This window comes from Colwellia psychrerythraea, from assembly GCF_000764225.1.
GTDB lineage: Bacteria > Pseudomonadota > Gammaproteobacteria > Enterobacterales > Alteromonadaceae > Colwellia > Colwellia psychrerythraea_D.
In genome coordinates, this window is sequence record NZ_JQED01000003.1 from 166929 (window position 1) to 191816 (window position 24888).

23 protein-coding genes are annotated in these 24888 nt (G+C 38.0%); 12 read left to right on the plus strand and 11 right to left on the minus strand.

Annotation, left to right across the window (positions count from 1 at the left end; all coding sequences use genetic code 11):
• The first annotated feature begins 79 nt into the window (after nt 1–79).
• Together ND2E_RS0121120 and ND2E_RS20430 are read left to right on the plus strand one after the other, a co-directional pair.
• Nucleotides 80–1972 carry a putative bifunctional diguanylate cyclase/phosphodiesterase gene (locus ND2E_RS0121120; RefSeq protein ID WP_190277790.1) on the plus strand — a complete coding sequence of 631 codons (1893 nt, stop codon included), beginning with the start codon at nt 80–82 and terminating at the stop codon, nt 1970–1972.
• A gap of 333 nt (nt 1973–2305) precedes the next feature.
• Complete coding sequence (locus ND2E_RS20430) at nt 2306–4165, plus strand: methyl-accepting chemotaxis protein (protein WP_033091946.1); 1860 nt, start codon at nt 2306–2308, stop codon at nt 4163–4165.
• Nucleotides 4166–4270: 105 nt separating this feature from the next.
• Here ND2E_RS20430 and ND2E_RS20425 read toward each other — a convergent pair whose 3' ends face one another.
• From ND2E_RS20425 to priA, 5 genes are all read right to left on the minus strand, one after another.
• Nucleotides 4271–4648 carry a gamma-butyrobetaine hydroxylase-like domain-containing protein gene (locus ND2E_RS20425; RefSeq protein WP_033091947.1) on the minus strand — a complete coding sequence of 126 codons (378 nt, stop codon included), beginning with the start codon at nt 4646–4648 and terminating at the stop codon, nt 4271–4273.
• Nucleotides 4649–4743: 95 nt separating this feature from the next.
• Entirely contained in the window at nt 4744–6075 is a 1332-nt protein-coding gene (gene hslU, locus ND2E_RS20420) for an HslU--HslV peptidase ATPase subunit (RefSeq protein ID WP_033091948.1), read from the minus strand.
• A 74-nt stretch (nt 6076–6149) separates the two neighbouring features.
• A complete protein-coding gene (hslV, locus tag ND2E_RS20415; protein ID WP_033091949.1) occupies nt 6150–6668 on the minus strand; it encodes an ATP-dependent protease subunit HslV in 519 nt (172 codons plus the stop codon).
• Between the two features lie 345 nt (nt 6669–7013).
• Nucleotides 7014–7589: an SPOR domain-containing protein gene (locus ND2E_RS20410; RefSeq protein ID WP_033091950.1), complete on the minus strand. Its 576-nt coding sequence runs from the start codon at nt 7587–7589 to the stop codon at nt 7014–7016.
• 85 nt (nt 7590–7674) lie between these two features.
• Complete coding sequence (gene priA, locus ND2E_RS20405; protein WP_033091951.1) at nt 7675–9885, minus strand: primosomal protein N'; 2211 nt, start codon at nt 9883–9885, stop codon at nt 7675–7677.
• Nucleotides 9886–10202: 317 nt separating this feature from the next.
• Here priA and rpmE point away from each other — a divergent pair, with 317 nt between their 5' ends.
• From rpmE to dnaB, 5 genes are all read left to right on the plus strand, one after another.
• Nucleotides 10203–10415 (plus strand): 50S ribosomal protein L31, encoded by a 213-nt coding sequence (gene rpmE / locus ND2E_RS20400; RefSeq protein WP_033091952.1) that lies wholly within the window; start codon nt 10203–10205, stop codon nt 10413–10415.
• 329 nt (nt 10416–10744) lie between these two features.
• Nucleotides 10745–11365 (plus strand): RNA polymerase sigma factor, encoded by a 621-nt coding sequence (locus tag ND2E_RS20395; protein ID WP_395858392.1) that lies wholly within the window; start codon nt 10745–10747, stop codon nt 11363–11365.
• Nucleotides 11358–11948, plus strand: coding sequence for a hypothetical protein (locus ND2E_RS20390; RefSeq protein ID WP_033091953.1), 591 nt, complete (start codon nt 11358–11360; stop codon nt 11946–11948). Before ND2E_RS20395 ends, ND2E_RS20390 begins: the two co-directional genes overlap by 8 nt.
• 82 nt (nt 11949–12030) lie before the next feature.
• A complete protein-coding gene (locus ND2E_RS20385) occupies nt 12031–12996 on the plus strand; it encodes a DUF4097 family beta strand repeat-containing protein (protein ID WP_033091954.1) in 966 nt (321 codons plus the stop codon).
• 168 nt (nt 12997–13164) lie between these two features.
• Nucleotides 13165–14583, plus strand: a complete 1419-nt coding sequence (gene dnaB / locus ND2E_RS20380) for a replicative DNA helicase (protein WP_052056166.1) — start codon at nt 13165–13167, stop codon at nt 14581–14583.
• Nucleotides 14584–14656: 73 nt separating this feature from the next.
• Here the strand turns inward: dnaB and ND2E_RS20375 are convergent, their stop codons facing one another.
• The 5 genes from ND2E_RS20375 to ND2E_RS20355 all read right to left on the minus strand — a co-directional run bounded on the left by ND2E_RS20375 (nt 14657) and on the right by ND2E_RS20355 (nt 18443).
• Nucleotides 14657–15076: a secondary thiamine-phosphate synthase enzyme YjbQ gene (locus ND2E_RS20375; RefSeq protein ID WP_033091955.1), complete on the minus strand. Its 420-nt coding sequence runs from the start codon at nt 15074–15076 to the stop codon at nt 14657–14659.
• Between the two features lie 370 nt (nt 15077–15446).
• Complete coding sequence (locus tag ND2E_RS20370; RefSeq protein ID WP_033091956.1) at nt 15447–15977, minus strand: VOC family protein; 531 nt, start codon at nt 15975–15977, stop codon at nt 15447–15449.
• A gap of 186 nt (nt 15978–16163) precedes the next feature.
• Entirely contained in the window at nt 16164–17024 is an 861-nt protein-coding gene (purU, locus tag ND2E_RS20365) for a formyltetrahydrofolate deformylase (protein ID WP_033091957.1), read from the minus strand.
• A 319-nt stretch (nt 17025–17343) separates the two neighbouring features.
• Nucleotides 17344–17571 (minus strand): VF530 family protein, encoded by a 228-nt coding sequence (locus tag ND2E_RS20360; RefSeq protein ID WP_033091958.1) that lies wholly within the window; start codon nt 17569–17571, stop codon nt 17344–17346.
• Nucleotides 17572–17714: 143 nt separating this feature from the next.
• A complete protein-coding gene (locus tag ND2E_RS20355) occupies nt 17715–18443 on the minus strand; it encodes a glutathione peroxidase (protein ID WP_033091959.1) in 729 nt (242 codons plus the stop codon).
• Between the two features lie 293 nt (nt 18444–18736).
• On the opposite strand from ND2E_RS20355, the gene hutG reads away from it, so the two are divergent.
• The gene (hutG, locus tag ND2E_RS20350) at nt 18737–19525 is read left to right on the plus strand and encodes an N-formylglutamate deformylase (protein WP_033091960.1); all 789 of its coding nucleotides are present in this window, start codon (nt 18737–18739) and stop codon (nt 19523–19525) included.
• 88 nt (nt 19526–19613) lie between these two features.
• Nucleotides 19614–21008: a formimidoylglutamate deiminase gene (locus tag ND2E_RS20345; RefSeq protein WP_033091961.1), complete on the plus strand. Its 1395-nt coding sequence runs from the start codon at nt 19614–19616 to the stop codon at nt 21006–21008.
• 47 nt (nt 21009–21055) lie between these two features.
• Here the strand turns inward: ND2E_RS20345 and ND2E_RS20340 are convergent, their stop codons facing one another.
• Complete coding sequence (locus tag ND2E_RS20340; protein WP_033091962.1) at nt 21056–21412, minus strand: hypothetical protein; 357 nt, start codon at nt 21410–21412, stop codon at nt 21056–21058.
• Between the two features lie 176 nt (nt 21413–21588).
• Here ND2E_RS20340 and ccoG point away from each other — a divergent pair, with 176 nt between their 5' ends.
• From ccoG to ND2E_RS20325, 3 genes are all read left to right on the plus strand, one after another.
• Nucleotides 21589–23052, plus strand: a complete 1464-nt coding sequence (gene ccoG / locus ND2E_RS20335) for a cytochrome c oxidase accessory protein CcoG (RefSeq protein WP_052056167.1) — start codon at nt 21589–21591, stop codon at nt 23050–23052.
• Complete coding sequence (locus ND2E_RS20330) at nt 23052–24038, plus strand: serine/threonine protein kinase (protein WP_033091963.1); 987 nt, start codon at nt 23052–23054, stop codon at nt 24036–24038. The genes ccoG and ND2E_RS20330 overlap by 1 nt, the downstream gene beginning before the upstream one ends.
• Before the next feature lie 83 nt (nt 24039–24121).
• On the plus strand, nt 24122–24766 hold the full coding sequence (locus ND2E_RS20325) for a thiol:disulfide interchange protein DsbA/DsbL (protein WP_033091964.1): 645 nt from the start codon (nt 24122–24124) through the stop codon (nt 24764–24766).
• Nucleotides 24767–24888: the final 122 nt, after the last annotated feature.

The following is a 24888-nucleotide window of genomic DNA, read 5'->3' on the forward strand; positions in this document are numbered from 1 at the left end:
TGTGGTTTTTTCAGTACTAATATTTGTCTTCTATATTTTTTATCGCACTTTTTCGCGTAAATATGTTAAATATTGGTTAATGAGTTTAGCGGCACTAAATGTTAGTTACTTAATCAAGTCATTTGTTCCCTATTCTAGTCGTAATGTTTCCAGTGATTCTTGGCAAGTATTCGCGGAGTTATTACTACAAATTTGCCAGTATTCCTTCTTGATTTTCCTAATCTTTGGCATTTATATAGCAAAAAAAAATAAAGAGTTGTCTAAAGAAATATTAATGATGGGGGTTGCTGTCATTGTATTACTTAGCGTTATCTCGACTGTCGCTTTTGCTTTTGATCCAAGCCAAGCATTTAATCACTTTTATTTAACAATAAGCCTGCCTAGTTTCATCTTTGGATGTACTTTTCTTTCTTTAGGCTGTTATCTTCTATTTGACAAAAAGAACTATTTTTCAAGCCAAGTTTTAATGTGTTTTTCTGCCATTTTTGGCTTGCGCTTTTTATTACATTCCTTCATTTCAATTGTTGCTGTTACGGAGCCTTGGTTTCATCAATTAGAGTTATTTCTTTTATATTTTGATGTTGCCGCACATAGTATCCTTGGTTTTACCTTACTTATTTGGATGCAAGGCGCTGAGCGCTTTGCCACATTGAGTGCGATCAGTAGAGCACAATACCTTGGTAAGCATGACTCATTGACTGGGGCACTTAATCGCGGACAAGTGATGGCAAAGTTGTCAGATAAAATGCAAGAGCTGACACAGGTCAATCAAAGAAATAAGGTACAGTTAAAACTGGCTATTTTTTTAATTGACATAAAGCAGTTTAAATTTATAAATGATACCTATGGTTTAAAAGTTGGAGATTACATATTAGGGGAGATCGCCAATCGTCTGAACCAAAGTGTATTCATACCCCAAGCGGTCGGTCGCTTGAGCGGCGACTCCTTTATGTTTGTTATTGAATTTGAACAATCATCACACGTCGACAGAGCGGTGAGTCATATTCATGAACTTATCGAGCGTTGTTTTCGTTATGAGCAACAAGAAATCACAATTCAAGGTAGTGTCGGTTATTGTTTTTACCCTGATGATGCTGATAAATCGGAAGACCTATTACAAAAAGCCAACCTTGCACTACATCACGCTGAGACCAATAATATTCCTTCCGTAGCTTTTGAAGAGGGTATGCAGGCGCAAGGGCGACATTTAGTCTTGATGGAGAAACAGTTAAGATCGGCAATTGCAAATGATGAGTTCATACTCTACTACCAGCCGCAATTAAACTTATTTACCAATAAACTAGAAGGGGTCGAAGCTTTAGTTCGTTGGCAGCATCCTGAGAAGGGCTTGCTGTCACCAGGAGACTTTTTAACTGAACTTGAATCGTTAGGCATGCACAATGAATTTGATAACTATATTTTAACTAAAGCTTGCTTAGCTAGCGAACGCTGGTTCAAACAATATAAGAGACGTGTGGCTATAGCGGTAAATATAACGGCGGTCGAGTTTCAAAATGAACAGCTGGTTACCAATATTCAAATGTTACTGAATAAATATGGTATCCCTTCCAAATATATTGAATTAGAAATTACTGAAAACGTAGTGATGACTGATATCACTAGGGCAATGGATAGTATTGTAAAACTGCAAAATATGGGAATTAAAGTTTCTATTGACGACTTTGGCACCGGTTATTCTTCGTTAGCATATTTACGCGACTTACCTATAGATAAAATAAAAATAGATCGAAGTTTTATTAATGAAGTCGCAATTAATGATTCAGATATGACGATTGTTAAATCAATGGTAGACCTTTCGCATGGTTTAGGTAAAAGAGTTTTAGCTGAAGGTGTTGAAACGGTTGAACAGCTCAACCTACTGCGTCATTTAGGTTGTGACGCTGTACAAGGTTACTTTGTCAGTAAGCCTTTGCCTGAAAGTAAGTTAGTGCGATATCTTAAGAAAAAATAATTCAAGTTTACAAGTGAGTTGAAATATTTGTAACCCTCTATTATTCCTAAACAATGTAAAATATATTTTTTGTTATAACTGATTTTGAACAGCTATTTGGTTGTAATAGAGTATTTAAAACTAAACAAAACCTGGTAGTTACCGATACAGAGCTATAGTAGATACTGAAAGCGCTACAAGCGTTCATTGATACTCAATGAACGCTGTATCACCTTGCCACGACCACAAGAAACTACACCGAAAAAGACAAAGAGAAATTGACTAGTAATAGATTAAATTTCCGTTAACTCATGCTTTATACAATATATGTTAAAATTTTTAAGGTTAAACCCTATGCTTATCAAGAATAAATTAATTGCCAATACTGCTATCTTAGTGTTGGCCATGATCCTTATGTTAGTGCTACTGAATTATGAAAGTTCGGCTCTACAACATGATATTAATATTGCAAAAAGCATCGGTAATATTAAAGCGTCAGTACTTGAATTAAGACACGAAGAAAAAGATTTCTCTGCTCACAAGCAATTGAAAAACGCAGACCAATTCAATGAGCAGATGAAGAATGTGCAACGTCAAATTGATATGTTATCGGATGACTTTGCCGACGTTGGTCTTTCTATGCCTGAATTGGCGAGTATGGGAAATATTCTTGTTCAATATCAAGATCAGTTTTCTCACCTAGTCGCGTTACAAAAGAAGATCGGCTTAAATGCCAAGTCGGGTTTGTATGGAGAGCTACGAGTAGCTGTACATAGCGTTGAGACGCTTATTGGTAAAGATAACTATCGTCTGCGTAGTGAGATGTTACAGCTTAGAAGAAACGAAAAAGATTTTATGTTACGTCTTGATGAAAAATATGTCGATAAACTCAATAATAATGTGAGTAAATTACTGGCCTCTGTGCAAGCAAGTAGTTTCTCTTTTGCTAAAAAGCAGGAAGTTAGCAAACTTATCAATGCCTACAAAAATGCTTTCTTAAATTTAGCGATATCTCAAAAAGAACTCGGTTATAACGATACAATGGGCAGCAGAAATAAAATGCGTAATGTCGTTTATCAAGTCGATAATGAATTGAAAAAATTACTATTGCATAGTGAAGCCGCCGTGAAAGAAGATGTTAAATTCATCAATACCTTAGCTTACAGTCTTTTTGCCATTGTGCTCGTCGTTGCTTTAGTTAGTGCTTGGTTAATCGGTAAGAGTATTTTAAATCGAATCAGCAGCTTACAAACTACTATGAATAACATTGCTCAAAGTAATGATTTAACGATTGAAGTTGATGTCAGTGGTGGAGATGAGTTATCTGAGATGGCAACTGTGTTTAACCATATGTTAACTAACTTTAGATCACTTATAGTAGAAGTAAATCATTCTGTAACAACACTTAATACTGCCACAGGAAATCTAGCTGAAAATATTTACAATGCTAATGAGGGCGTTGAAACTCAGATGCAACAGACAGATCTAGTGGCTACAGCCGTAACCGAAATGGTCGCAACGGTAGATGAAATTGCGACAAATACGAGAGAAGCAGCCTATAAAGCTGAGTTAACCAATAGTAATGCGGGTAAAGGGAAAGATGGGGTAGAGCAAACCATAAACCAAATTGGCCAGCTATCAGATAAACTATTGGATTCAGAAAATGTCGTTAAAGAACTGGAAAAGGAGAGTGTAACGATTGCGTCGGTTTTGGGTGTTATTCGTGGTATTGCAGAACAAACAAATTTACTGGCATTAAATGCGGCAATTGAGGCGGCAAGAGCTGGCGAGCAAGGTCGTGGTTTCGCTGTGGTTGCTGATGAAGTGAGAACGCTTGCTAGTAGAACACAAGATTCAACGCAAGAGATAGAAACAATTATAGGTTTATTACAAAAACGAACTCAAGAAATAGTTACCCTGATGGCACAATGTCGTAGTCAAGGTGAAGAAAGTGCTGAGCAAGCGAGCTCTGCTGGGGCAATGCTTGATGAAATAACCCAAGATGTTGCGTTGATTATGGATATGAATAGTGCGATTGCCACGGCGATACAAGAGCAAAGCACCGTTGCTTCAGAAGTTAACCAACATGTCGTGATGATCAGGGATGTAACTGAGCAATCAGGTGACTCAGCTAAACAAAATGAGCAAATGAGTGAAGAACTGTCTCAACAGGCGCAAGTGCTTACCACAGAGGTTAGCCGCTTTACGGTATAAAATTATCTTTTCAATAATGTAAATAAAAATGCCCCGACGCATTATGCGTTAGGGCATTTTTTTAGGTATAAAACGTGAAGTTAATATTGATTAAGCTTGCTGACTTTATAACTGTTTAAAGTCTATCATTGCTTCACGAGAATGACCGCTGTCTTTGAGGTCACTTAAATAATCCTGCCATCGCCTTTCATATTCGAGGGTCAAAGTTTGCAGGTATTCTTCACTAAATATTGCACTATGGCCATCATCAAAGCGTAAGCGGTAACCATGTTTAGCGACACTTTCAATACCGGCTAAAAGTACATTCTTTTTATGACTAATTACTTGAATTTGACCGGCTTTATTCTTTTTAGCTGAATTTTCATCCGCGCTAATACGCAAATATTCAAAGCTTAGTTGAGTATTGGCGATATTCGCGTCAGCAGAAAACTCAATCGTTAGATTGCGCAAGGTATTATCTATAATAAAACCAGTAATTATCATGGTAGTAAATCATCCAACCTTTTTCTTTATTAGCTACTCGGTACCTAATGGCGGGTAAATTAGCCCTATAGGTACCAAGGATAAGTACTCTGTTATTAAAGAATAAAACGACTTAAATCTTCATCTTTAACGACATCACTTAATATCTTATTTACATAAGCTTGATCTATGCTGATCGTCTCACCACTGTGTTGGTCAGCATTGAACGATAAATCTTCAACCAAACGCTCCATCATAGTATGCAAACGACGAGCACCAATATTTTCAGTTGTCTCATTCACTTGCCAAGCTGAATCTGCAATGGCCTTAATGCCGTCATCGGTAAAGTTAACTGATACTCCCTCTGTCGCGAGTAAAGCGATATATTGCTCTGTAAGCGAAGCAAAGGGTTCTGTCAAAATGCGCACAAAATCATCAGCGGTTAATGCCTGCAATTCTACCCGTATAGGCAAACGACCTTGTAACTCAGGGATTAAGTCAGATGGCTTAGTCATTTGAAAAGCGCCAGAAGCAATAAACAAGATGTGATCTGTCTTGATCATGCCATGCTTAGTACTGACGGTTGAACCTTCTACTAATGGTAATAAGTCGCGCTGTACACCTTCACGAGAGACATCACCACCACCTGAGTTATCAGCACGTTTACAGATTTTGTCAATTTCATCGATAAAAACAATACCATTTTGCTCTACAGCATCAATCGCTTTTTGTTTGATATCATCTTGATTAACTATTTTAGCGGCTTCTTCTTCCTGTAAAGCTTTTAAGGCATCTTTAATCTTAAGTTTACGCTTGTTTGTTTTATCACTAGACATGTTTTGGAACATGTTTTGTAATTGAGAAGTCATATCTTCCATGCCAGGAGGTGCCATGATTTCAACACCCACTTGTGGTGCTGCTAAATCAAGTTCAACTTCTTTATCATCTAATTTACCTTCGCGTAATTTTTTACGGAAAATTTGACGAGTATTGCTATCATCACTTTTTTCATCATTACCAAAGCCATCACGAGCTGGAGGTAAAAGAACGTCTAAAATTCGCTCTTCAGCAGCTTCTTCAGCAAGGTGTTTAACGCGGTCCATCTCACTTTCTTTCACTAACTTTATTGCCATATCGGCAAGATCACGAATAATAGTTTCTACTTCTTTACCCACATAACCTACTTCAGTGAACTTAGTTGCTTCCACTTTGATAAATGGTGCATTGGCAAGTTTTGCCAAGCGACGAGCTATCTCAGTTTTACCTACACCCGTTGGGCCAATCATTAAAATATTTTTAGGCGTTACTTCGTTACGTAAACCTTTATCAAGCTGCATTCTACGCCAGCGGTTTCTTAGCGCTATGGCAACCGCGCGTTTAGCATCGCTTTGACCAACAATGTGGCTATCTAATTCATGAACAATTTCACGTGGGGTCATATTTGACATTATTTATTCCTCGTTGTTGCCCAAGGAGTTATTTACTCATACTCAGGCAGCATATTAATCAGTTTCTGCTTAGACTATAATTCGTCTATAGTCTGTTCTTGGTTGGTAAATACACAGATATTACCAGCAATAGTAAGCGACTTTTCTACTATTTCTTTGGCAGTTAATTCGGTATTTTCTAAGAGCGCTGTTGCGGCTGATTGGGCAAAATTGCCGCCACTGCCTATAGCTATAAGATCATGTTCAGGCTGAACAACATCACCGTTACCGGTAATAATTAATGATGCTGTTTCGTCAGCGACTGCAAGTAAAGCTTCAAGTTTTCTCAATGCTCGATCACTTCGCCAGTCTTTGGCAAGCTCTACGGCGGCTTTAGTTAAATGGCCTTGATGTTGCTCAAGCTTACTTTCAAAACGCTCAAATAATGTAAAAGCATCGGCGGTGCCACCGGCAAAACCAGCTAGAACTTTACCATTATATAAGCGGCGTACTTTGCGGGCATTTCCCTTCATTACGGTATTGCCAAGTGATACTTGACCATCACCACCAATAGCCACTTTGCCATTACGTCTAACTGAAACGATAGTAGTCACATTAACCTCATTTTAACTCAATTCTTTGATGTTAATGTAATTGGGATCTTTACTGGTTTTTCAAGGAGTGCGATGAATATAATACCCTTTATCAATCAATATGCAGGTTTCAGAGTGCTTGAGCTATTTCAATTCTAGGCGCTGTGATGTAATAAGGGTTATTCCCTTATAAGTCACAGTAACGATGAAGTGATGTTGCTCAAGCACTTCTTCGATGGGTTTAAAATTACTTTATACGGCGTTAATTAATCAAAGCATAGAATGACTATGCTTAGATTATTTTTCTTGCCTAAAGTCATTTTAATTCCCACTGAAATCCTACACTTTGAATGGTAACGGGTATAATTATCGCCACAACCAAATTTGACAGTAATTAATATTGTTACGTTTGAGTTTGTGTTTATCTTTTTCAGCAAGGCGTTTGCGCGGGTAAGGGCCTAAGAAAACTTTATGCCAAGTGCCATTTTTACCTGTCACACTTTTTACTTGCGCTTCAAGTCCTGAAAAGGCAATGCGTGCTTTTAGGGTTTCTGCCTGCTTTTGTGTTTTGAATGAACCACATTGCATTTTGTAAGGCCCTTTTTCTTCAACCTTATATTCACCGACTTCAATTTCTTTAGTTTCTAAATCTTTAACATAAGTCCACTTTTCTTTAGGGGGCTTAGGTAATTCATCTGTTTTACTTGATGCTTTTTTGTCTTTTGTCGTTTTTATTGGTTCAATTAATGGTGTCTTCGTGCTGGGATCTGTTTTTAACGACCACAAGCCATATGAAAATACACCAATGAGTACTATGAGTAATAAGCTAATTAGTTTCGCTTTAAGGGGGATGCCGCTAGCGTTATTTGACGCTTTTTTACCATTGCGAGTATTTTTTTTCTTTTTTGCGGGGGCGCGGGAAACGTAATCTTGATTAGCCATGAAGTGCGGAGAGTCGCTAAGAGGAAAATTTTAGCTAGTGTAACCGAGCTGACATAAAAAAACACGGTTACCTTAGGCTTTTTTGTTACCAATTAAGATCGATAGGGTCAATGTCCAAACTCCAACGAACCTTTCCCAGCCATTCATTGTCAGGAATTTGTGCTAGTAATTGCAATATTCCGCGATGTAAAACTTTTCGTGATGTCGCTTGTATGATCAAATGATACCTAAATTTCCCTGCTTTTTTCTCCATTGCTGCCGGGACCGGACCAGCAAACTCACAGCCATCTAATGATTGTAGCGTTAAAGCTCGTAGAAACTTCTCTGGGTAAGAAGGATAATTAGCATCCGCTCGTAATAAAGCTTGAAAAGTATAGGGTGGTAACCGGGCTTGCTGTCGTTCTGTGAGTGCTTGATGGGCAAAATGGTGGTAGCCATTGTGTACTAAATCTTGTAATAAAGGATGATCAACAAAACTACTTTGCACTAATACTTTGCCTGGTTTACTTGCACGACCAGCTCGACCAGCTACTTGAATGAGTAATTGAGCCATTTGCTCACTTGCGCGAAAATCAAAACTAAATAAAGCACCATCAACATCGAGCACTGCGACTAATGTGACATCAGGGAAGTGATGTCCTTTAGCTAACATTTGTGTACCAACTAATAATTGATGTTTCTTATCACTGACTTCTTGTAATAATTTTGTCAATTCCCCTTTTTTACGTGTGCTATCTCGATCTATACGTACAATGGAGCTCTCAGGAAATAAGTCTTCCAATCGAGACTCTAATTGCTCTGTTCCTTGGCCTAGCGGCGCGATACGAATACTGCCACAACTAGGACATTGGGGAGGAATACGTTTTTGACTGCCACAATGATGACAAATCAATAGTTGCTGCTTTTGGTGTAAAGTATAAGGTTTATCACAACGTTGGCACTCCGCAAGCCAGTGACACTCTTGGCAATTTATTGCTGGTGCATAACCTCGACGGTTTAAAAATAATAATACTTGTTCACCACGCGCTAAGGTTTGTTTCATTTCTTGTTTAAGCGTACCAGATAAGCCAAACTCGACTTGTTGCTGGTTCATATCAATAAGGGCTATTTTGGCTTTATTACTTTTACCTGCGCGATTGACTAGTTGGTGGTAGCTATATTTTCCCGATAACGCATTTTGTAATGATTCAAAACTAGGCGTGGCAGTGCCTAAAACTATTGGGATATTTAATTGTCTTGCGCGCAAAATAGCCATATCTCGACAGTGGTAGCGAAAGCTATCTTGCTGCTTTAATGAGGAATCATGTTCTTCATCAATAATGATCAGCCCAAGACGATGTAACGGGGTAAAAACGGCTGAACGAGTGCCAATAACAATAGCGGCACTGCCTTGCTGAGCACTTAGCCAGGTGGCCAAACGTTCTTTATCATTTAGTCCTGAGTGGTGTAATGCAATGGGCACATTAAAACGTTGCTCAAAACGATTTAATGTTTGAGGTGTTAAGCCTATTTCTGGCACTATCACTAGTACTTGCTGATTATTGGCTAGAACCTCTTCCATAGCTTGCAAATAGACTTCTGTTTTACCACTGCCAGTCACTCCATCAATTAGATGACAGGAAAACTGTGCTAAAGAATGGTTGATAGCACTAACAATAATGGCTTGTTCACTGGAAAGTACTAATCTGTCAGCTTGATTAAGCGTGTCTTCTTGCCAAGTATATTGCTCGGCCAGCTGTTCTTTTTCAATAATTAACCCTTTACTCTGTAAAGCGTTAAGTTGAGTTTTGCTATAGCCTAATGTACGTAATTCTACCCAGCTGATACCATGGTGGCTGCTAATTATTTGATAAAGAGCGAATTGTTTTGCAGCTTTCTTCTTTAATTTATCTAATATAATATTGGTATCATCGCGTGGGCATTGTGCTTGCCACACCATGGGAGGGCTTAAGGTAATATTTTCAATTTTTCGCAGTAAAATAGGCAAGGCTTGCTGGAAAACATCGCCAAAAGGGTGGTGGTAATAATGAGCACATAATTGTAAAAAGCTAACCAGTGACTGACTTAAATTGAAGTTATCGTTGAGGCGAGTTGTAATATCTTTTACCTTACTTACTTCAAAATCACATTGTGCTTGTGCATCAATAACAATACCAATCACTTTTCTCGGACCAAAAGAGACAGCAACGCGTTCACCAACTTTAATCGCGGGAGAACTTAGTGTTTCTGGTACTCGATAAGTAAATAACTGTCGCATAGGAACAGGGATGGCAACTTGAATGTATTGTTCAGGCACTGTTAATTAACTGATTATAGTTGATAATGGTTAGCGCTATTTTGCCCCGTGTAATGAATACTGCCAAGTAACAATATCGCTTATGCCCTAAATAACCTAAAGATGTCTTTTTTTAGCCACTTTGAGCTTATTTATGTTGCAGTTAATCAGGCTATCCTTTATTATTCGCCCCCATTAATTTTTAACTACGTATGGTGCTTGGCATTTCGGTTTCCTGATAGAATCAATTTTCTAAGAATATATTCTTGTAAGTAAACAATAAGTAAATGGCTAAGTGGCGATGCGCCCAATTTCTCTTTAAAGAGATAGAGGTTCCCATGAAAAAAGATATCCATCCTAATTACGTTGAATTCAATGCAACTTGTTCTTGTGGTAATGTTGTAAAGACTCGTTCTACTGTTGGTAAAGACATGCACTTAGACGTATGTTCTGCTTGTCACCCATTCTACACTGGTAAGCAAAAAGCTGCTGAGACTGGTGGTCGTGTTGATAAATTCAACAAACGTTTTGCTGCACTTGGTAAGAAGTAAATACTTCTTCTTTTGTAGAGAACGTAAAAAAAAAGCGCCTACGGGCGCTTTTTTTGTGCCCATAATTTGATGGGCTGTGTCATCTCTATATTTCTTGTAAATGACAAACATCAACTAATCTAATACGTCTAAGGACAAAGAGGGTAGTGTAAAGTTATGTTTAATCGATTTTCACCAACCTTTTATCAAATACTCTTTAAACCTTTTTATCGTGTAAGGTATCTTAGTTAATATCTCATCTTAATGTAGATAGCTAAAAGGGGAAATTATTTTGAATCAGATAGAGACTTTAGCTTTTGGATAGCCAAACAAAGCAAGATAAGCAAGTGATTGATATAAAGGCGCGCTTAAGTGCCAATAAAGTTGTTCACTCTGGTGAGAGTGATGATGAATCGTTATGGATAATAGAAGCCAAGCAAGGCTCACAAACTGCTTTTTATCAACTTTATGAAAAATATCATCGACGAATTTATGCCTTGTGCTGGCGAATGTTAGCAGACAAAGACAGTGCTGAAGATGTTTGCCAAGAAGTTTTTGTCGTGTTGTGGCAAAAAATTAATAATTTTCGTGGCGAAAGTAAATTTAGTACTTGGCTATATAGTGTTGCGACCAATGTAGTGCTAGGCCACTTACGTAAACATAAAAACTGGCTACAACGTGTTTTTAGTATTGAAGAGCAAGGGGCAAATGTCGCAGAGCCTCATGTCGGGTTAACTGATGATTCAATGCTTACTATGTTAGACCAACATATTGCCTGTTTACCTGAGCGCGCCCGTTTAGTTTTTGTTTTGTTTGCTGTAGAGGGATATCGCCATGAGGAAATTGCCGCAATGTTAAAAATGGCTGTAGGTTCAAGTAAATCCCAATATCACAGAGCAAAAAGTTTATTAAAAGAATCATTGATAGCAAATGGTTTTGTATCAATTGAGGAGGAAATAAACCATGAGTAAAGACATACCTCAAGAAGCAGTAACTTCAAAAAGTGCAGGCTTAGCAAAGGTCGTATCTGATAAAAGCCTTGCTGTGCTAGTGGAAAAGTTACCAAATGAAATGATTCCCGAACGAGATTTGTGGCCAGGCATAGAGCGGGCTATTGGCCAGAAAAGCCAAGAAAGCCAGGTAGGCCAACAGCGTAATACCTTTGTGCCAGGAGCCTGGGCCGCCTCTATAGCACTGGTAGTCCTATTGTCATGGTTTACTTTTTCACCTGACATAAAGGATAACAGTGGCGCAGCATTGGTAAATGCACAAGGTGATAGTGGCATTACGCAGGGACAGTTAGTTAATTTTATGCAACAAAGTTTTAAGCAACAAAAGCAGACATTATTAGCAAGTTATGGTCAGCCGACCACAGATAAACTGCCCGTTGCAATGCAGCAAGAATTAAAGCAATTAGCAGATGCAAGAGCATCAATAAAAAAAGCCCTATTAACGGATGAAAACAATGTCGACTTACTTAATTTATTAGACTTTACACAGCAACAAGAACTAAAGCTGCTACAGCAGTTATATCGCCAATATCAAGTAATTTAGCTAATGATCAGCTTAACGCCAAGTACAGTTAACTAAATCAGTTTTGCTAACACAGAAATAAATAGCTACGAAAGAGGCTCTTATGGAAAATTTAACAAGAATAATACAGCAGTGTGCAACGATGATGACAATGTCTACTTGTATACTACTAAGTGCACAATCAATGGCAGATACTGAAATCGCCAAGAGCTTATCCAGCGAAAATGTCACCAATGTTTCGATTAATAATCACAGTGGTTTTATTAATGTAGTGGGGTGGAATAAAGATAAAATATCCGTTACTGGCACACTCGACGATGATGCAGAAAAACTCATTTTTGAACAGAAAGGTGCACAAGTGCTTATTAATGTTGAATATTCTAGCATGGATAATTGGAGTGCTGATGGTTCAAAAATTACTGTTTTTATGCCAAAAAATATACGTATGAAGTCTTCGAGTGTTTCCAGCAATATTCATCTATCAAACTTGCACGGCGGGGTTGAAGTTATAACAGTTAGCGGTGATGTTTTGGCAAAAAACGTAACGCAAAATGTTGAACTTAGTAGTATTAGTGGCAATATCAATAGCAATGAACTGACCGGGAAAGTGGCGTTATCAGCAGTAAGTGGTGATATAACGGATAAAAACTCTACAGGTCGTTTAGAAATTAAATCGGTCAGCGGTGACGTTGACATTCACAGTCAAGCGAAGGAAGTTTTTTTTAATAATGTCTCTGGCCAAAGTGAGCTTAATTTAGCTGAAATAGTAGAGCTAAGGATCAGAACGGTAAGTGGAGATTTACAAGCAAAGCTCAACTTAAATGAGAAAGCTTTACTTAAGGCTTCAACCGTTAGTGGCGATTTAGCATTTACTTTTCAAAAGGGAGTCGATGCTGATTTTAGTCTAAAATCGAGTGTTGGTGGCGATATAGACAATAATATTACCCAGGTTGAAACAGAGCATGATGAATACGGGCCAGGCGCAGCATTAAATTTTCAAACGGCTAATGGCAGTGCTTTAGTAAGAGTGTCAACGGTTAGCGGTAATATCGAAGTAAGCAGTAAATAAATTTTTTAACGCCTGGGCTTTTTTAAACGAAACTTTTATATTCCGATTGGGCAAATTCTGCTACATTAGCACTCCTTTTTAGATACTCGTATGTGTTGTTTTATTCTAATTAAAGTAATGGGAAGAACAAGTACGAGTATGGTGATGTAGCAAAGTAGGATAAAGGTAATGGCCGACAAAAAGCCACGTAAATTTGCCAAAGAACAGCAATTTATTAAAGACAAACAAATCGATGAATTAAAAGTACCACCGCACTCTCTAGAGGCTGAGCAATCGGTACTTGGTGGTTTGTTACTTGATAATGAAACTTGGGATCGCGTAGCAGAAAGAGCGGTTGCAGATGACTTTTATAGCCGTTCTCACCGCCTTATTTTTGAAACGATTGGGGCGCTCATTGAACTAGGTGAACCCGTTGATTTAATTACCTTATCAGAAGCGTTAGAAAACGATCAACAACTCGATGATGCAGGTGGTTTTGTTTACCTTGCCGAGATGATGAAAAATACCCCGAGTGCTGCAAATATCACTGCTTATGCTGATATTGTTCGTGAACGTGCAGTTACCAGGGAAATGATCAGTGTTGCGAATGAAATCGCTGAAGCAGGTTATGATACACAGGGTCGTACCAGTGCTGAGTTACTTGATTTTGCCGAAACTAAAGTTTTCGCTATTGCTGAAAAACGTGCTAACAAATCAGAAGGCCCTGAAAGCCTAAATACCGTATTAGAGAAGACAGTCGATCGTATCGAAAAGCTTTGTTCAGCGCCATCTGGCGGTGTAACGGGTGTACCAAGTGGTTATGCGGATTTAGATAAAATGACGGCAGGCCTACAAAAATCTGACTTGATTATTGTTGCTGCACGTCCTTCGATGGGGAAAACGACCTTTGCGATGAACTTGGCTGAGCATGCTGCTATGACTCAAGATCATCCCGCACTTATCTTCAGTTTAGAGATGCCTTCAGATCAAATTATGATGAGAATGTTGGCTTCTTTAGGCCGAATTGATCAAACTAAAATTCGTACTGGTCAGTTAGAAGATGAAGACTGGGCTCGCTTATCTTCAACCATGGGATTACTCATGGAAAAAGGCAAGATGTTTATTGATGATGCTGCCGGCTTAACACCAACGGAAGTTCGTTCAAGAGCGCGAAGAATACATAGAGATCATGGCGGTATCAGCCTGATCATGATTGATTACTTACAGTTAATGCGTGCACCACAATTCTCTGATAACCGTACATTAGAAATAGCCGAAATATCGCGTTCACTAAAAGCGTTAGCGAAAGAACTGCAAGTTCCTGTAGTGGCACTTTCTCAGTTAAACCGTGGCTTGGAGCAACGTAGCGATAAACGTCCAATTAACTCCGATTTACGTGAATCAGGTTCGATAGAGCAGGATGCCGATTTAATCATGTTTATTTATCGTGATGAGGTTTATCACGATGATAGTGAGTTTAAAGGCATGGCAGAAATCATTATTGGTAAGCAACGTAACGGGCCTATTGGTCGTGTGCCATTAACCTTCCAAGGGCAGTTCTCTCGTTTTGATAACTATGCTGGGCCGCATGTTCTAGAAGAAGACTAAAATAATGGAAAAATAGACTTTTAATCATTATTTTAGTCGTAGTCGAGAATCTCGCCTGTTATCTCTTAGCGATTTACTCACCATTGATAGTTGCGACAATCGTTCGGTTACTGGCATGATTTCTATGCTCACCTAAGTAGATCCCCTGCCAAATACCTATGTTTAATTGCCCATGACTGATAGGTAGACTTAAGCTATTACCTAATAAGCTGGCTTTTATATGTGCAGGCATATCATCATCACCTTCGTAAGTATGTTGATAATAAGGCGCTCTTTCAGGCACAAAATGATTAAAATGTGCTTCCATATCTGAGCGAACCGTTGGATCGGCATTTTCATTGAGGGTGATAGAAGCAGAGCTGTGTTTTATAAAAAGGTGAAGAATGCCACAATTAACCTTATTCAGCTCTGACAGCTGCTTTAAAATTTCATCAGTAATTAAATGAAAGCCGCGCTTTCTTGCTTGCAATGTTATTTCAGTCTGGTTCCACATGGCTTTCTCCAATAATTATTTTTTATTACTCATTTACCTATAAATTTGCAAATTGCTCAAGAGTTACTGGTGATAGTATCTCTATCATCGCTATTATTTACTATTTTATCATAGCGAGCAGCGTGCTTTTATGGGTTAATTCTGATTGCGTTTTAACTATACGGGCATAGTCAGAGACTAAGTTTGCGTTCGAAGACATAGTCATTACTGCTAAATAATGATGAAAAGGATTTGAAGTGTAATTTTGGCCGTTAGCGTGTATCGCTAACTTTTTCCAAGTAAAGAAAAAGCACCGAAGTAATTAACTAGGGTGCTTTTTAGTTTTATATAGGAAAAATAAGTAGAGGAATAATTAAGTCTTACAAGTAAGTTAATCTTGCTCGTGTAACCAAGCAGCATGGCGCGGTGCACGCTTAGTTACAGACCATTCTTCAATCATTTCATGCGCAACCTTATTAAGTTCTTTATATTGCTCTTCAGTACCCGTATCGGCAGCAAGCTCTAAACGGTGGCCATTTGGGTCAAAGAAATAGATGGATTTAAATACGCCATGATTTACTGGACCTAATATTTCTATACCCTTACTTTCAAGCTCTTCTTTAGCTGATACTAAAGCATCATAACTCGCCACCCGAAGAGCAATGTGTTGCACCCAATCAGGAGTATTTTGATCTCTGTCCATAGTTGGTGAGTTAGGTAACTCAAAAAATGCTAATACATTTTCATTACCTGCATCGAGGAAAATATGCATATATGGATCTGGCGCTTTTGTTGATGGCACTTCATTTTCAGCAATGGCGAGCACTAAATCCATGTTGAGCTTGTCTTTATACCAGTTGGTTGTTTCCTTCGCGTCTTTACATCGATAAGCAACGTGATGAATTTTTTCTATATTAATCATGAGCAGGACTTTTTATTAAAATAGGTTATGAGCTAATTTTAATCACAAAGCGGACTCTTAGGCCAATTTTATCTCTATTTAGCAAAATACTAGCCGTCAGGGGGAGTTGACGGCTGTACAAAATTACTTACAGAAACCTGCTTAAATATTGTGCAAATATTCGAATCAATGCTGACTCAGTTAACACTATGCTAAAATAACCGTTTTATCACCATTCACACAAACACGCTGCTCAGCATGAATTCTTACTGCATGGCTTAATGCAGTTGCTTCTAAATCATGACCCATATGAACCATTTGTTCTATGGTAAAAGTATGATTAATAGGCTTAACTTCCTGAGCAATAATTGGCCCTTCATCAAGGTTTGCAGTTACATAATGAGCTGTTGCCCCAATCACTTTAACGCCACGTGCATGGGCTTGGTGATAAGGGCGAGCGCCTTTAAAGCTAGGTAAAAAAGAGTGATGGATATTAATAGCTTTGCCTTGTAATTGTTGACACAAATCATCTGAAAGGATTTGCATATAACGGGCTAACACTAATAAGTCGATGTTGAGCTCTTTCATTAAGCCAGTAATCTGTGCTTCTTGTTCGTGCTTGGTCTCAGCTGTGATAGGTAAATGATAAAATGGCACATTATGCCATTCACTGAGCTCTTGGCAATCTTGATGATTAGAAATAACACCAACTATATTGATAGGTAAGGCACCGGCACGCCACTTCGTTAATAATGAAACTAAACAGTGATCGTCTTTTGACACCGCAATAAGTACGTTGGGCACATCTGCACGTTTACGTAATTGATATTGCATAGCAAGTGGCTTGGCTAACTCATCTAATGCTTTGACAAACTCACTACTGGAAACTGTTAAATTACGATCGTCAAAGGCAATGCGTGAAAAGAAAGTTTCACTGTAAGGGTCACTATATTGAGAGGTTTCGGTAATAAATGCACCGTGAGAATAAAGGCTTTGTGATACTTGGGCCAGTACACCACTATTGTCTGGGCATTGCCAAGTTAAAATATAATGTGTTGCTAAAGACATAAGTTATTTATTTTTAATGGATATTGAAGACATCATTAGATATTTTGCTAAATATTGCTAGTGATTTGATAGCATGTCTGACTATATATCATAGAATAAATAGTTAGCTGAGAAAATTTTTTAGTCTAAGCAATCGTTTGTTGAGCCTGTGGGCTGAAATGTATTTAATTTATCGCAGAATAAATTGACATCAAGCAGCGCAATAAATAAGTTTACTCTAGTGTAATCACCTAGCCACAGCTCTTTCTCCGTTCTATTTTATTTGAGGTACAAATGATTGCTGTAAAGTCATATAGAAAGCAAAACGACTCTGTTTCGATTAGTTTTGCATTTTATTTTTATTCTTAATATAAAGTTGCTCAACTTTCTCTCTAGCCCAAGGTGTTTTTCGTAAAAATTTCAAACTCGACTGAATACTCGGGTTATCAGTAAAACACTTAATTTTAATATGTTGACCTAACGTCTCGAAACCAAAGTGGGCTTCTAAATCGGTGACTATAGTTTTTAACGTTATACCATGAAGCGGGTTGTAAGGCTGGTTATCCATTATTTATTCCAATAAGTCACGCTACGACTAGTTACTCAGAATTAGTCGTAGCGTATAAACACAAAACACAATAACGATAGTATATCATTATTGTGTTTTTATTGGGGAAGCTTAGTATTTAACAGCTAGTAAGTAAAAATCGACTAGCTAAAATATTTTGTTAATTCATCATTACCACCAATATGCTTACCATCGATAAATACCTGTGGTGTAGTATCGGCATGTGAAATCGCTCGCATTGCCGTAATAGTTGTATTCTCGCCGAGTACTAATTCTTCATACTGTAAACCTTGCTCAGCTAACAGGGCTTTAGCTTTGGTACAATGTGAACAACCGTGTTTGGTAAAAATAGCTACTTCAGTGCTTTGAATTGCTTCAGGGTTAATAAAGTTAAGCATAGTATCTGCATCTGATACTTCAAAAGGGTCACCTGGTAAGTCTGGCTCAATAAACATTTTTTCAATTACGCCATTTTTAACTAACATCGCATAACGCCAGCTGCGTTTACCAAAGCCAATCTCTGCTTTATTAACTAATAAACCCATGCCTTGGGTAAATTCACCATTACCATCGGGAATGAAGCTAATGTTCTCAGCATCTTGATCTTTTGCCCAAGCATTCATTACAAAGGTATCGTTTACAGAGATACACACAATTTCATCAACACCATTGGCTGTAAATTTAGCTGCTAACTCATTGTATCGTGGTAGGTGAGATGATGAACATGTTGGTGTAAATGCCCCCGGTAATGAAAAAACTACGACAGTTTTATTGGCAAAAATTTCCTCAGAATTGCGTGAAATCCATGTGTCACCAGCTATGATTGGGAAAGTAACTGAAGGAACTTTTTGACCGGTAATATCAGTAAACATATTGAAATCCTTTAGGTTTAGTTGTCATTTTTACCAAGCCGTTGCTTGGTTCAATTCATTAAGATGCAGCTATTATGATAGCTCAACTATTTTAAGTAAAATCTATTAAATCTATTGATACAATAGGAAATACCTATTAAATAGTGTATTAGCAAACATATCAAAATTTATTACCTATAACGAGTAAAAGAAAAGAATTCCATCTGTTCTTGCCCAGAGTAACTAACGCGTGATAAATTAGGGTTGATAAGTTGTATATACAATTTGGGTGATGGCCAATTATAGGGGATAGTATGAATACAAGTTATGACTTAAGCACGGGTAATATTGCTATGTTGATTAGCATGCCACATAACGGGCAATTAATTCCCGACAACATAGCCAGTAAAATGACAAGCATTGGGCATAAGGTTCCAGACACTGATTGGTATATGGACAAGCTCTATGATTTTGCTCAAGACCTAGGCATTTCAATTATTAAACCTAAATACAGCCGCTATGTGATCGATTTAAATAGAAATATTGATGGCGTAAATTTGTACCCAGGAGCAAATAGCACAGAGCTTTGCCCGACAACGGCCTTTGATCTATCACCTTTATATATTAAGGGTAAAGAACCTGATGAGGCTGAAATTAAACGAAGAATTGAATGTTATTGGCAACCATATCACCAAGCATTGCAAAATACGTTAGGTGATATGAAAGCAAAGTATGGCAAAGTAGTTTTGCTTGATGCTCACTCAATTTTGTCTCATGTCCCTCGATTTTTTGAAGGTCAACTACCGGACTTTAACTTTGGTAATGCCGATGGGGCAAGCTGTAGCTCGGAGTTGATTGATAAAGTTGAGCAACTTGACCTATCTCCCTATTCAACTGTAGTAAATGGTCGTTTTAAAGGTGGGTATATTACCCGTGGTTATGGTTGTCCAGAAAATAATATTCATGCCATTCAATTAGAGCTATCGCAGCGTACCTATATGGATGAATCAAACGAACAATATAATGAATTAAAGGCAGAGCAAGTGAAAGCGAAATTACTTGCATTTGTGCAGAGTTTAGCAGACTTCAGTCAGGATAAGTAATTGATATAGCGAGATCGAATGTCTTTTTAGGTAAATTACTCAGCTAGATAAAAATAGCAAATTAAGTAGCATAAATTAGTAGAAAAATATGAAATTATACGCAGAAAATATTTTATTAAACGATGGTTGGGCAAGTAAACAAACTATCACCATAGAGCAGGGACTTATTACGGCAATAGATGCTGGCATGATTGAAGGGGCAGAAGTCGCCAAAGGTGCAGTGATCCCTGGTATGGTCAATTGTCACTCTCATGCTTTTCAGCGTGCTTTTGCTGGTTTCAGTGAGCAAGGAAGTGAAGGACAAGACAGCTTTTGGACGTGGCGAAAAATAATGTATCAGTTCTTGGCTCAGTTAACCGATGCTGATGCTAAAAATATTGCAAAGCAGTTATACATTGAAATGCTAAAAATGGGCTATACCCGGGTTGCAGAGTTTCATTATTTACATCATGATCTTGACGGTAGTGCTTATGAGTCAAGTGTGAAAGCAGAAAAATCCGCCAGTTTAGCAACCATGGCACAAGCAATCTTCGAGGCAGCAAAAGAGTCAGGTATCGGGCTAACCCTCTTACCGGTGCTTTATCAACACAGTGGTTTTGGTGAGAAAGCACCAACTGAAGGACAAAGAAGATTTATTAATTCAACTAAACAGTTTAATCAATTAGTTAGTGATTGTTTTGCCTTAAGTGAACAATATACGAATACGAATGTGGGGATTGCGCCGCACTCCTTACGAGCCGTAGATAAAGCATCATTGCTTAGCGCAGTAGAACATGTACGTAACATAGATAACCAAGCGCCTATTCATATTCATATTAGCGAACAACAAAAAGAAGTTGATGACTGTTTAGCTCATGCTGGCAAAAGACCTGTGCAATGGCTACTTGATAATGTAGAGCTCGATAAGTATTGGTGTTTAATTCATGCAACGCATATTGATGAGGCCGAACGAAAAGGTATTATCACTAAAGAGGCCATTGCTGGAATTTGCCCGACAACTGAAGCTAACTTAGGTGATGGTATCTTTCCAACGACAGAGTTTTTAGCAGAAAAAGGGACTATTGCCATCGGCTCTGATAGCCACATTTCAGTAAACCCGATTGAAGAGTTACGTTGGCTTGAATACGCACAGCGCCTAATTAAACAACAACGCGCTATTTTAGCTTCAGAAGAAGAAGCCTCTGTTGGACAGAACTTGTGGCAACGAGCGGCGGTAGGGGGAGCGCAGAGTACTAATAGTAATACAGGGTGCTTAGCCATTGGCAAACAGGCCGATTTATTAGTGCTGGACATGGATAGCACCAAGTTATTTGCTAATGCTAATCAACACTTACTTGATAGTATGATTTTTGCTAGTCAGCAAAACCCGGTATCAGATGTGATGGTGAATGGCGTTTGGCAGATAAAAGCCCAACAGCATGCTGAGCAGGAGCAAGCGAGTGATAATTTTGCTAACTTACTCATTAGGTTATCTGCTAGTTAATATAATTTTTCTGTATCGGACTGGGCAATATGCTTTAAATCTAAGCTTTAAAGCATATTGGTGTAGCGATTTATTGTCGAGCATACTTTCTTTTGATTGGTGATATGAAAGTCAATATCTCGTGTCTCAGTTTGACAAATGGTTTCGTAAAATTCCTTTACATTCTTCCTTGATGAAGTCATTTCTTTCAAACGCTCAATTTCTTTTTCTGAAAAGCCCGCTAAATCTTCCTCTAAATCTAGGTAAATTTTATCGGCCTTCAAACGTGCTTTGGTGTCATTAATATCGCCGAAGTTATCAAGCAAAGATTGCTTCTGCTGCTCATAAAACTCAGTTACTTTTTCATTTGGGTAAAAATGTAAATAGAGTGATGCGGCCACGATTAAGATCAATAAATGCTTCATAAGATGCCATATAATAAAATGTGAAGAGAGGATTTTATATTAAATAGTCGGTTTAAGGTATAAATTATTAGCTATTGTCGGCTTTTGTTAATAAAATCATTTATCTTTTTGTTACTAGCTAGTAGCTCGTTAGTCATTATTTTTTAGTCATCATTTTCGCTTAACAAGGATATATCGTGAGAGCAAACGACCAATCATCCTCTACGCCTAAGACCAATAAGCCTGTGGTAGAGCAGCATATTCCCATAAAAAATGTCAAAATTCATGGTAGTAAAAATACTGGTAAAGAACGTTATAAGCCCGGTGACCAAATATATGTGCGTAAAGTGTCGGGTTTTTTCCAAAAGTTAAGACAGCGTATGAACCTGGTTTACTTCGCGTTTTTTTTGATACTTCCATGGCTTCAGTTTAATGGTCATCAGGCCGTATTATTCGATATCAGCGAACAGCGCTTTACTATCTGGAGTCTAACTCTCTGGCCACAAGATTTAACCTTACTAGCATGGTTCTTTATTTTAGGTGCATTTCTGCTCTTTTTTGTTACGACTTTCTTAGGACGAGTTTGGTGTGGTTACATGTGTCCGCAAACCGTGTGGACTTTTATTTTTATTTGGTTTGAAGAAAAAATTGAGGGTACGGCTAACCAACGCAGGAAGTTAGATAAGCAAAAAATGACGAGTAATAAGGTCATAAGAAAAACCTTAAAACATAGTGCCTGGTTATTATTCTCTTTATTCACTGCGATGACATTCGCAGGTTATTTTTCACCGATGCAAGAATTATTTATCGACGTATTCACGCTAGATACGAGTGTAATGATGGCGGGAATTTTAGCTTTCTTCACGTTTGCCACTTATGGTAATGCAGGTTGGATGCGAGAAACCGTTTGTTTGCACATGTGCCCGTATGCGCGTTTTCAGTCTGCTATGTTTGATAAAGATACGCTAACGGTCGCTTATGATGCGGAGCGTGGCGAAGGACGCGGTGCTCGTGGTCGTAAACAAGATCATAAAGCAATGGGGCTTGGTGATTGTATTGATTGTAACTTATGTGTTGAGGTTTGCCCTACAGGTATAGATATCCGAAACGGTTTGCAGTACGAGTGTATCAACTGTGGTTCGTGCGTTGATGCGTGTTCGGGGGTTATGACTAAAATGAATTATCCGCAAGGTCTTATTCGGTATACCACAGAGCATGAATTGCAAGGTAAAAAAGTGCATTTAGTACGCTCTAAGCTTATCGGGTATGCGGTCTTACTTGTCATAATGACGACCATGTTAATACTTGAAATTGTTAATCGTGTGCCATTATCGTTAGATATTATTCGTGATCGTACTGAATTAGCGAGAGAAAACTTTAATGGCGATATTGAAAATGTGTATACATTAAAAATACTCAATATGTCACAAACAGATAATACTTATAAATTGTCGGTAAAAGGCATTGAGAATACCAAGTGGCATGGCAAGCAAGAAGTAACCGTTGAGGCTGCAACCGTTTTTACATTGCCTATCAGTGTTTCCGTTGATCCTTATGAGTTAAAAGGGTATATGAATGATATATCTTTTGTTGTTGAGCAAATATCACCAGAAGGTGATGCGAAAATCGAGCAAGAAAGCCGATTTTTTAATAAACGCTAATGGCATCATTTGATTTTAGTGCCTTGTCACCCGATTTAATTATCGATGGCTTAGAGAGCGCGGGGTTTAGTGTTGATAGTGGTTTATTAGCGCTTAATAGCTATGAAAATCGTGTTTATCAATTTCATGATGATAACTTGGTCAAATATGTGACCAAGTTTTATCGACCACAACGTTGGCAACTTGCGCAAATATATGAAGAACATGACTTCTCTTTTGAGCTGGCTGAGCAAGAATTACCCATTGTTGCGCCACTTAAAATAAATGGGCAGAGTTTATTTGAGCATCAAGGCTATCACTTTGCGGTATTCCCTTGTCGAGGAGGGCGAATTTTTGAGGTTGATAACCTGGATCAGTTAGAATGGATGGGTCGCTTTATTGCGCGCATTCATTCAGTCTCATCGCAAAAGGAATTTCACCATAGGCCAAGTTTTAATAGTGATGAGTTACTTTTACAAGCACGTGAGAGTATTCTTGCTTCAAATTATGTTCCCAAAAGTTTAATAACACCTTTTTATACTATTTTGGATCAAGTCATTACAGTAGCCACTGAGCAGTATTTACCAGCTCAGCATATGCAACAGATTCGTTTACATGGTGATTGTCATGCCGGTAATATATTGTGGCGCGACGAAGGACCACATTTTGTTGATTTAGATGACTGTCGAACTGGGCCTGCGATTCAAGACCTTTGGATGATGTTATCAGGGGATAGACAACAGCAATTGTTACAACTTGATACACTATTAATGGGGTATGAAGAGTTCTTTACGTTTGAAAATGATCAGCTTCTCTTGATAGAATCATTAAGGACGATGCGTGTTGTTAATTATATGGCGTGGTTATGTAAACGTTGGCATGATCCCGCATTCCCACAAAATTTCCCTTGGTTTAACACTGAGAAATACTGGGAACAGCAAATACTAATGCTTAAAGAGCAAATGTCAGCATTGCAGCAACCAGCGTTAAGTTTGAATAATTTTTAGCCTTCATTACTAATAATAAATAAGTACTATAAGTGACTTATGTTGATTATGTTGATTGGGCAATTTTACTTTAGGAAATAAAAATGAATAAATTACTAAAATCTCTTTTGTTACTGCCGTTGTTGGCTTTATCGTTAAGCGCCACTGCTGCACAATACACTGAGGGCGAGCAATATACTAAAGTGAATGAGACGGTAACTAAGAAAAAAGAAGTAAGAGAGTATTTCTCCGTATATTGTGGCCATTGTTTTAAATTTGAGCCTATTATGCATAACCTTAAAAAGAGTTTACCTAAGGACGCTTCTTTTGAACGCAACCATGTTGATTTTCTTCGCGCAGCCAGCCCTAAAATTCAACAAATGATCACTAAAGCAACTGTTGTCGCAGAACAACTCGGCGACTCAGATAAATTAATTGGTGCGCTATTTAACTATATTCATGTACAGCGTGCTGTAATCACCACAGAAAAAGATTTACGCAATATCTTTGTATTAAATGGTGCTGATGGTGATAAATTTGATAAGTTGATGAAAAGCTTTAGCGTTAACTCACAAGCGAAATCAATGAAGAAATATCAGGAAAATATGACAGCTAAAAGAGCATTAACCGGCGTGCCAACAATTATTGTTAATGGTAAATATAAAATTGATCCGGCAAAATTAGATCGTAACAATTTTGAGCAAGACTACCAAAACTTAGTTAAATATTTACTGGAATTAGATTCATAGACAGAACAGGCAATAAAAGCTTGTAGTACTATTAAATAAAGTTAGTAGTTAAAATTAATAAAAAAGGCAGCTGTATAATGACTAGCTGCCTTTTTTTATGGGTAACCATGTTGGAAAACTTC

Excerpts from the sequence above, each read along its gene's own strand:
- ND2E_RS20345 (WP_033091961.1), top strand. The coding sequence starts at position 19,614 with ATGAAATTATACGCAGAAAATATTTTATTAAACGATGGTTGGGCAAGT.
- ND2E_RS20425 (WP_033091947.1), bottom strand. The coding sequence starts at position 4,648 with ATGATAATTACTGGTTTTATTATAGATAATACCTTGCGCAATCTAACG.
- hslU (WP_033091948.1), bottom strand. The coding sequence starts at position 6,075 with ATGTCAAATATGACCCCACGTGAAATTGTTCATGAATTAGATAGCCAC.
- ND2E_RS0121120 (WP_190277790.1), top strand. The coding sequence starts at position 80 with ATGAGTTTAGCGGCACTAAATGTTAGTTACTTAATCAAGTCATTTGTT.
- ND2E_RS20360 (WP_033091958.1), bottom strand. The coding sequence starts at position 17,571 with ATGGATAACCAGCCTTACAACCCGCTTCATGGTATAACGTTAAAAACT.
- ND2E_RS20330 (WP_033091963.1), top strand. The coding sequence starts at position 23,052 with ATGGCATCATTTGATTTTAGTGCCTTGTCACCCGATTTAATTATCGAT.
- ND2E_RS20355 (WP_033091959.1), bottom strand. The coding sequence starts at position 18,443 with ATGTTTACTGATATTACCGGTCAAAAAGTTCCTTCAGTTACTTTCCCA.
- dnaB (WP_052056166.1), top strand. The coding sequence starts at position 13,165 with ATGGCCGACAAAAAGCCACGTAAATTTGCCAAAGAACAGCAATTTATT.
- ND2E_RS20385 (WP_033091954.1), top strand. The coding sequence starts at position 12,031 with ATGGAAAATTTAACAAGAATAATACAGCAGTGTGCAACGATGATGACA.
- rpmE (WP_033091952.1), top strand. The coding sequence starts at position 10,203 with ATGAAAAAAGATATCCATCCTAATTACGTTGAATTCAATGCAACTTGT.
- ND2E_RS20340 (WP_033091962.1), bottom strand. The coding sequence starts at position 21,412 with ATGAAGCATTTATTGATCTTAATCGTGGCCGCATCACTCTATTTACAT.
- ND2E_RS20390 (WP_033091953.1), top strand. The coding sequence starts at position 11,358 with ATGAGTAAAGACATACCTCAAGAAGCAGTAACTTCAAAAAGTGCAGGC.
- purU (WP_033091957.1), bottom strand. The coding sequence starts at position 17,024 with ATGTCTTTAGCAACACATTATATTTTAACTTGGCAATGCCCAGACAAT.
- ND2E_RS20375 (WP_033091955.1), bottom strand. The coding sequence starts at position 15,076 with ATGTGGAACCAGACTGAAATAACATTGCAAGCAAGAAAGCGCGGCTTT.
- ND2E_RS20430 (WP_033091946.1), top strand. The coding sequence starts at position 2,306 with ATGCTTATCAAGAATAAATTAATTGCCAATACTGCTATCTTAGTGTTG.
- ND2E_RS20325 (WP_033091964.1), top strand. The coding sequence starts at position 24,122 with ATGAATAAATTACTAAAATCTCTTTTGTTACTGCCGTTGTTGGCTTTA.
- ND2E_RS20410 (WP_033091950.1), bottom strand. The coding sequence starts at position 7,589 with ATGGCTAATCAAGATTACGTTTCCCGCGCCCCCGCAAAAAAGAAAAAA.
- ND2E_RS20370 (WP_033091956.1), bottom strand. The coding sequence starts at position 15,977 with ATGATTAATATAGAAAAAATTCATCACGTTGCTTATCGATGTAAAGAC.
- hutG (WP_033091960.1), top strand. The coding sequence starts at position 18,737 with ATGAATACAAGTTATGACTTAAGCACGGGTAATATTGCTATGTTGATT.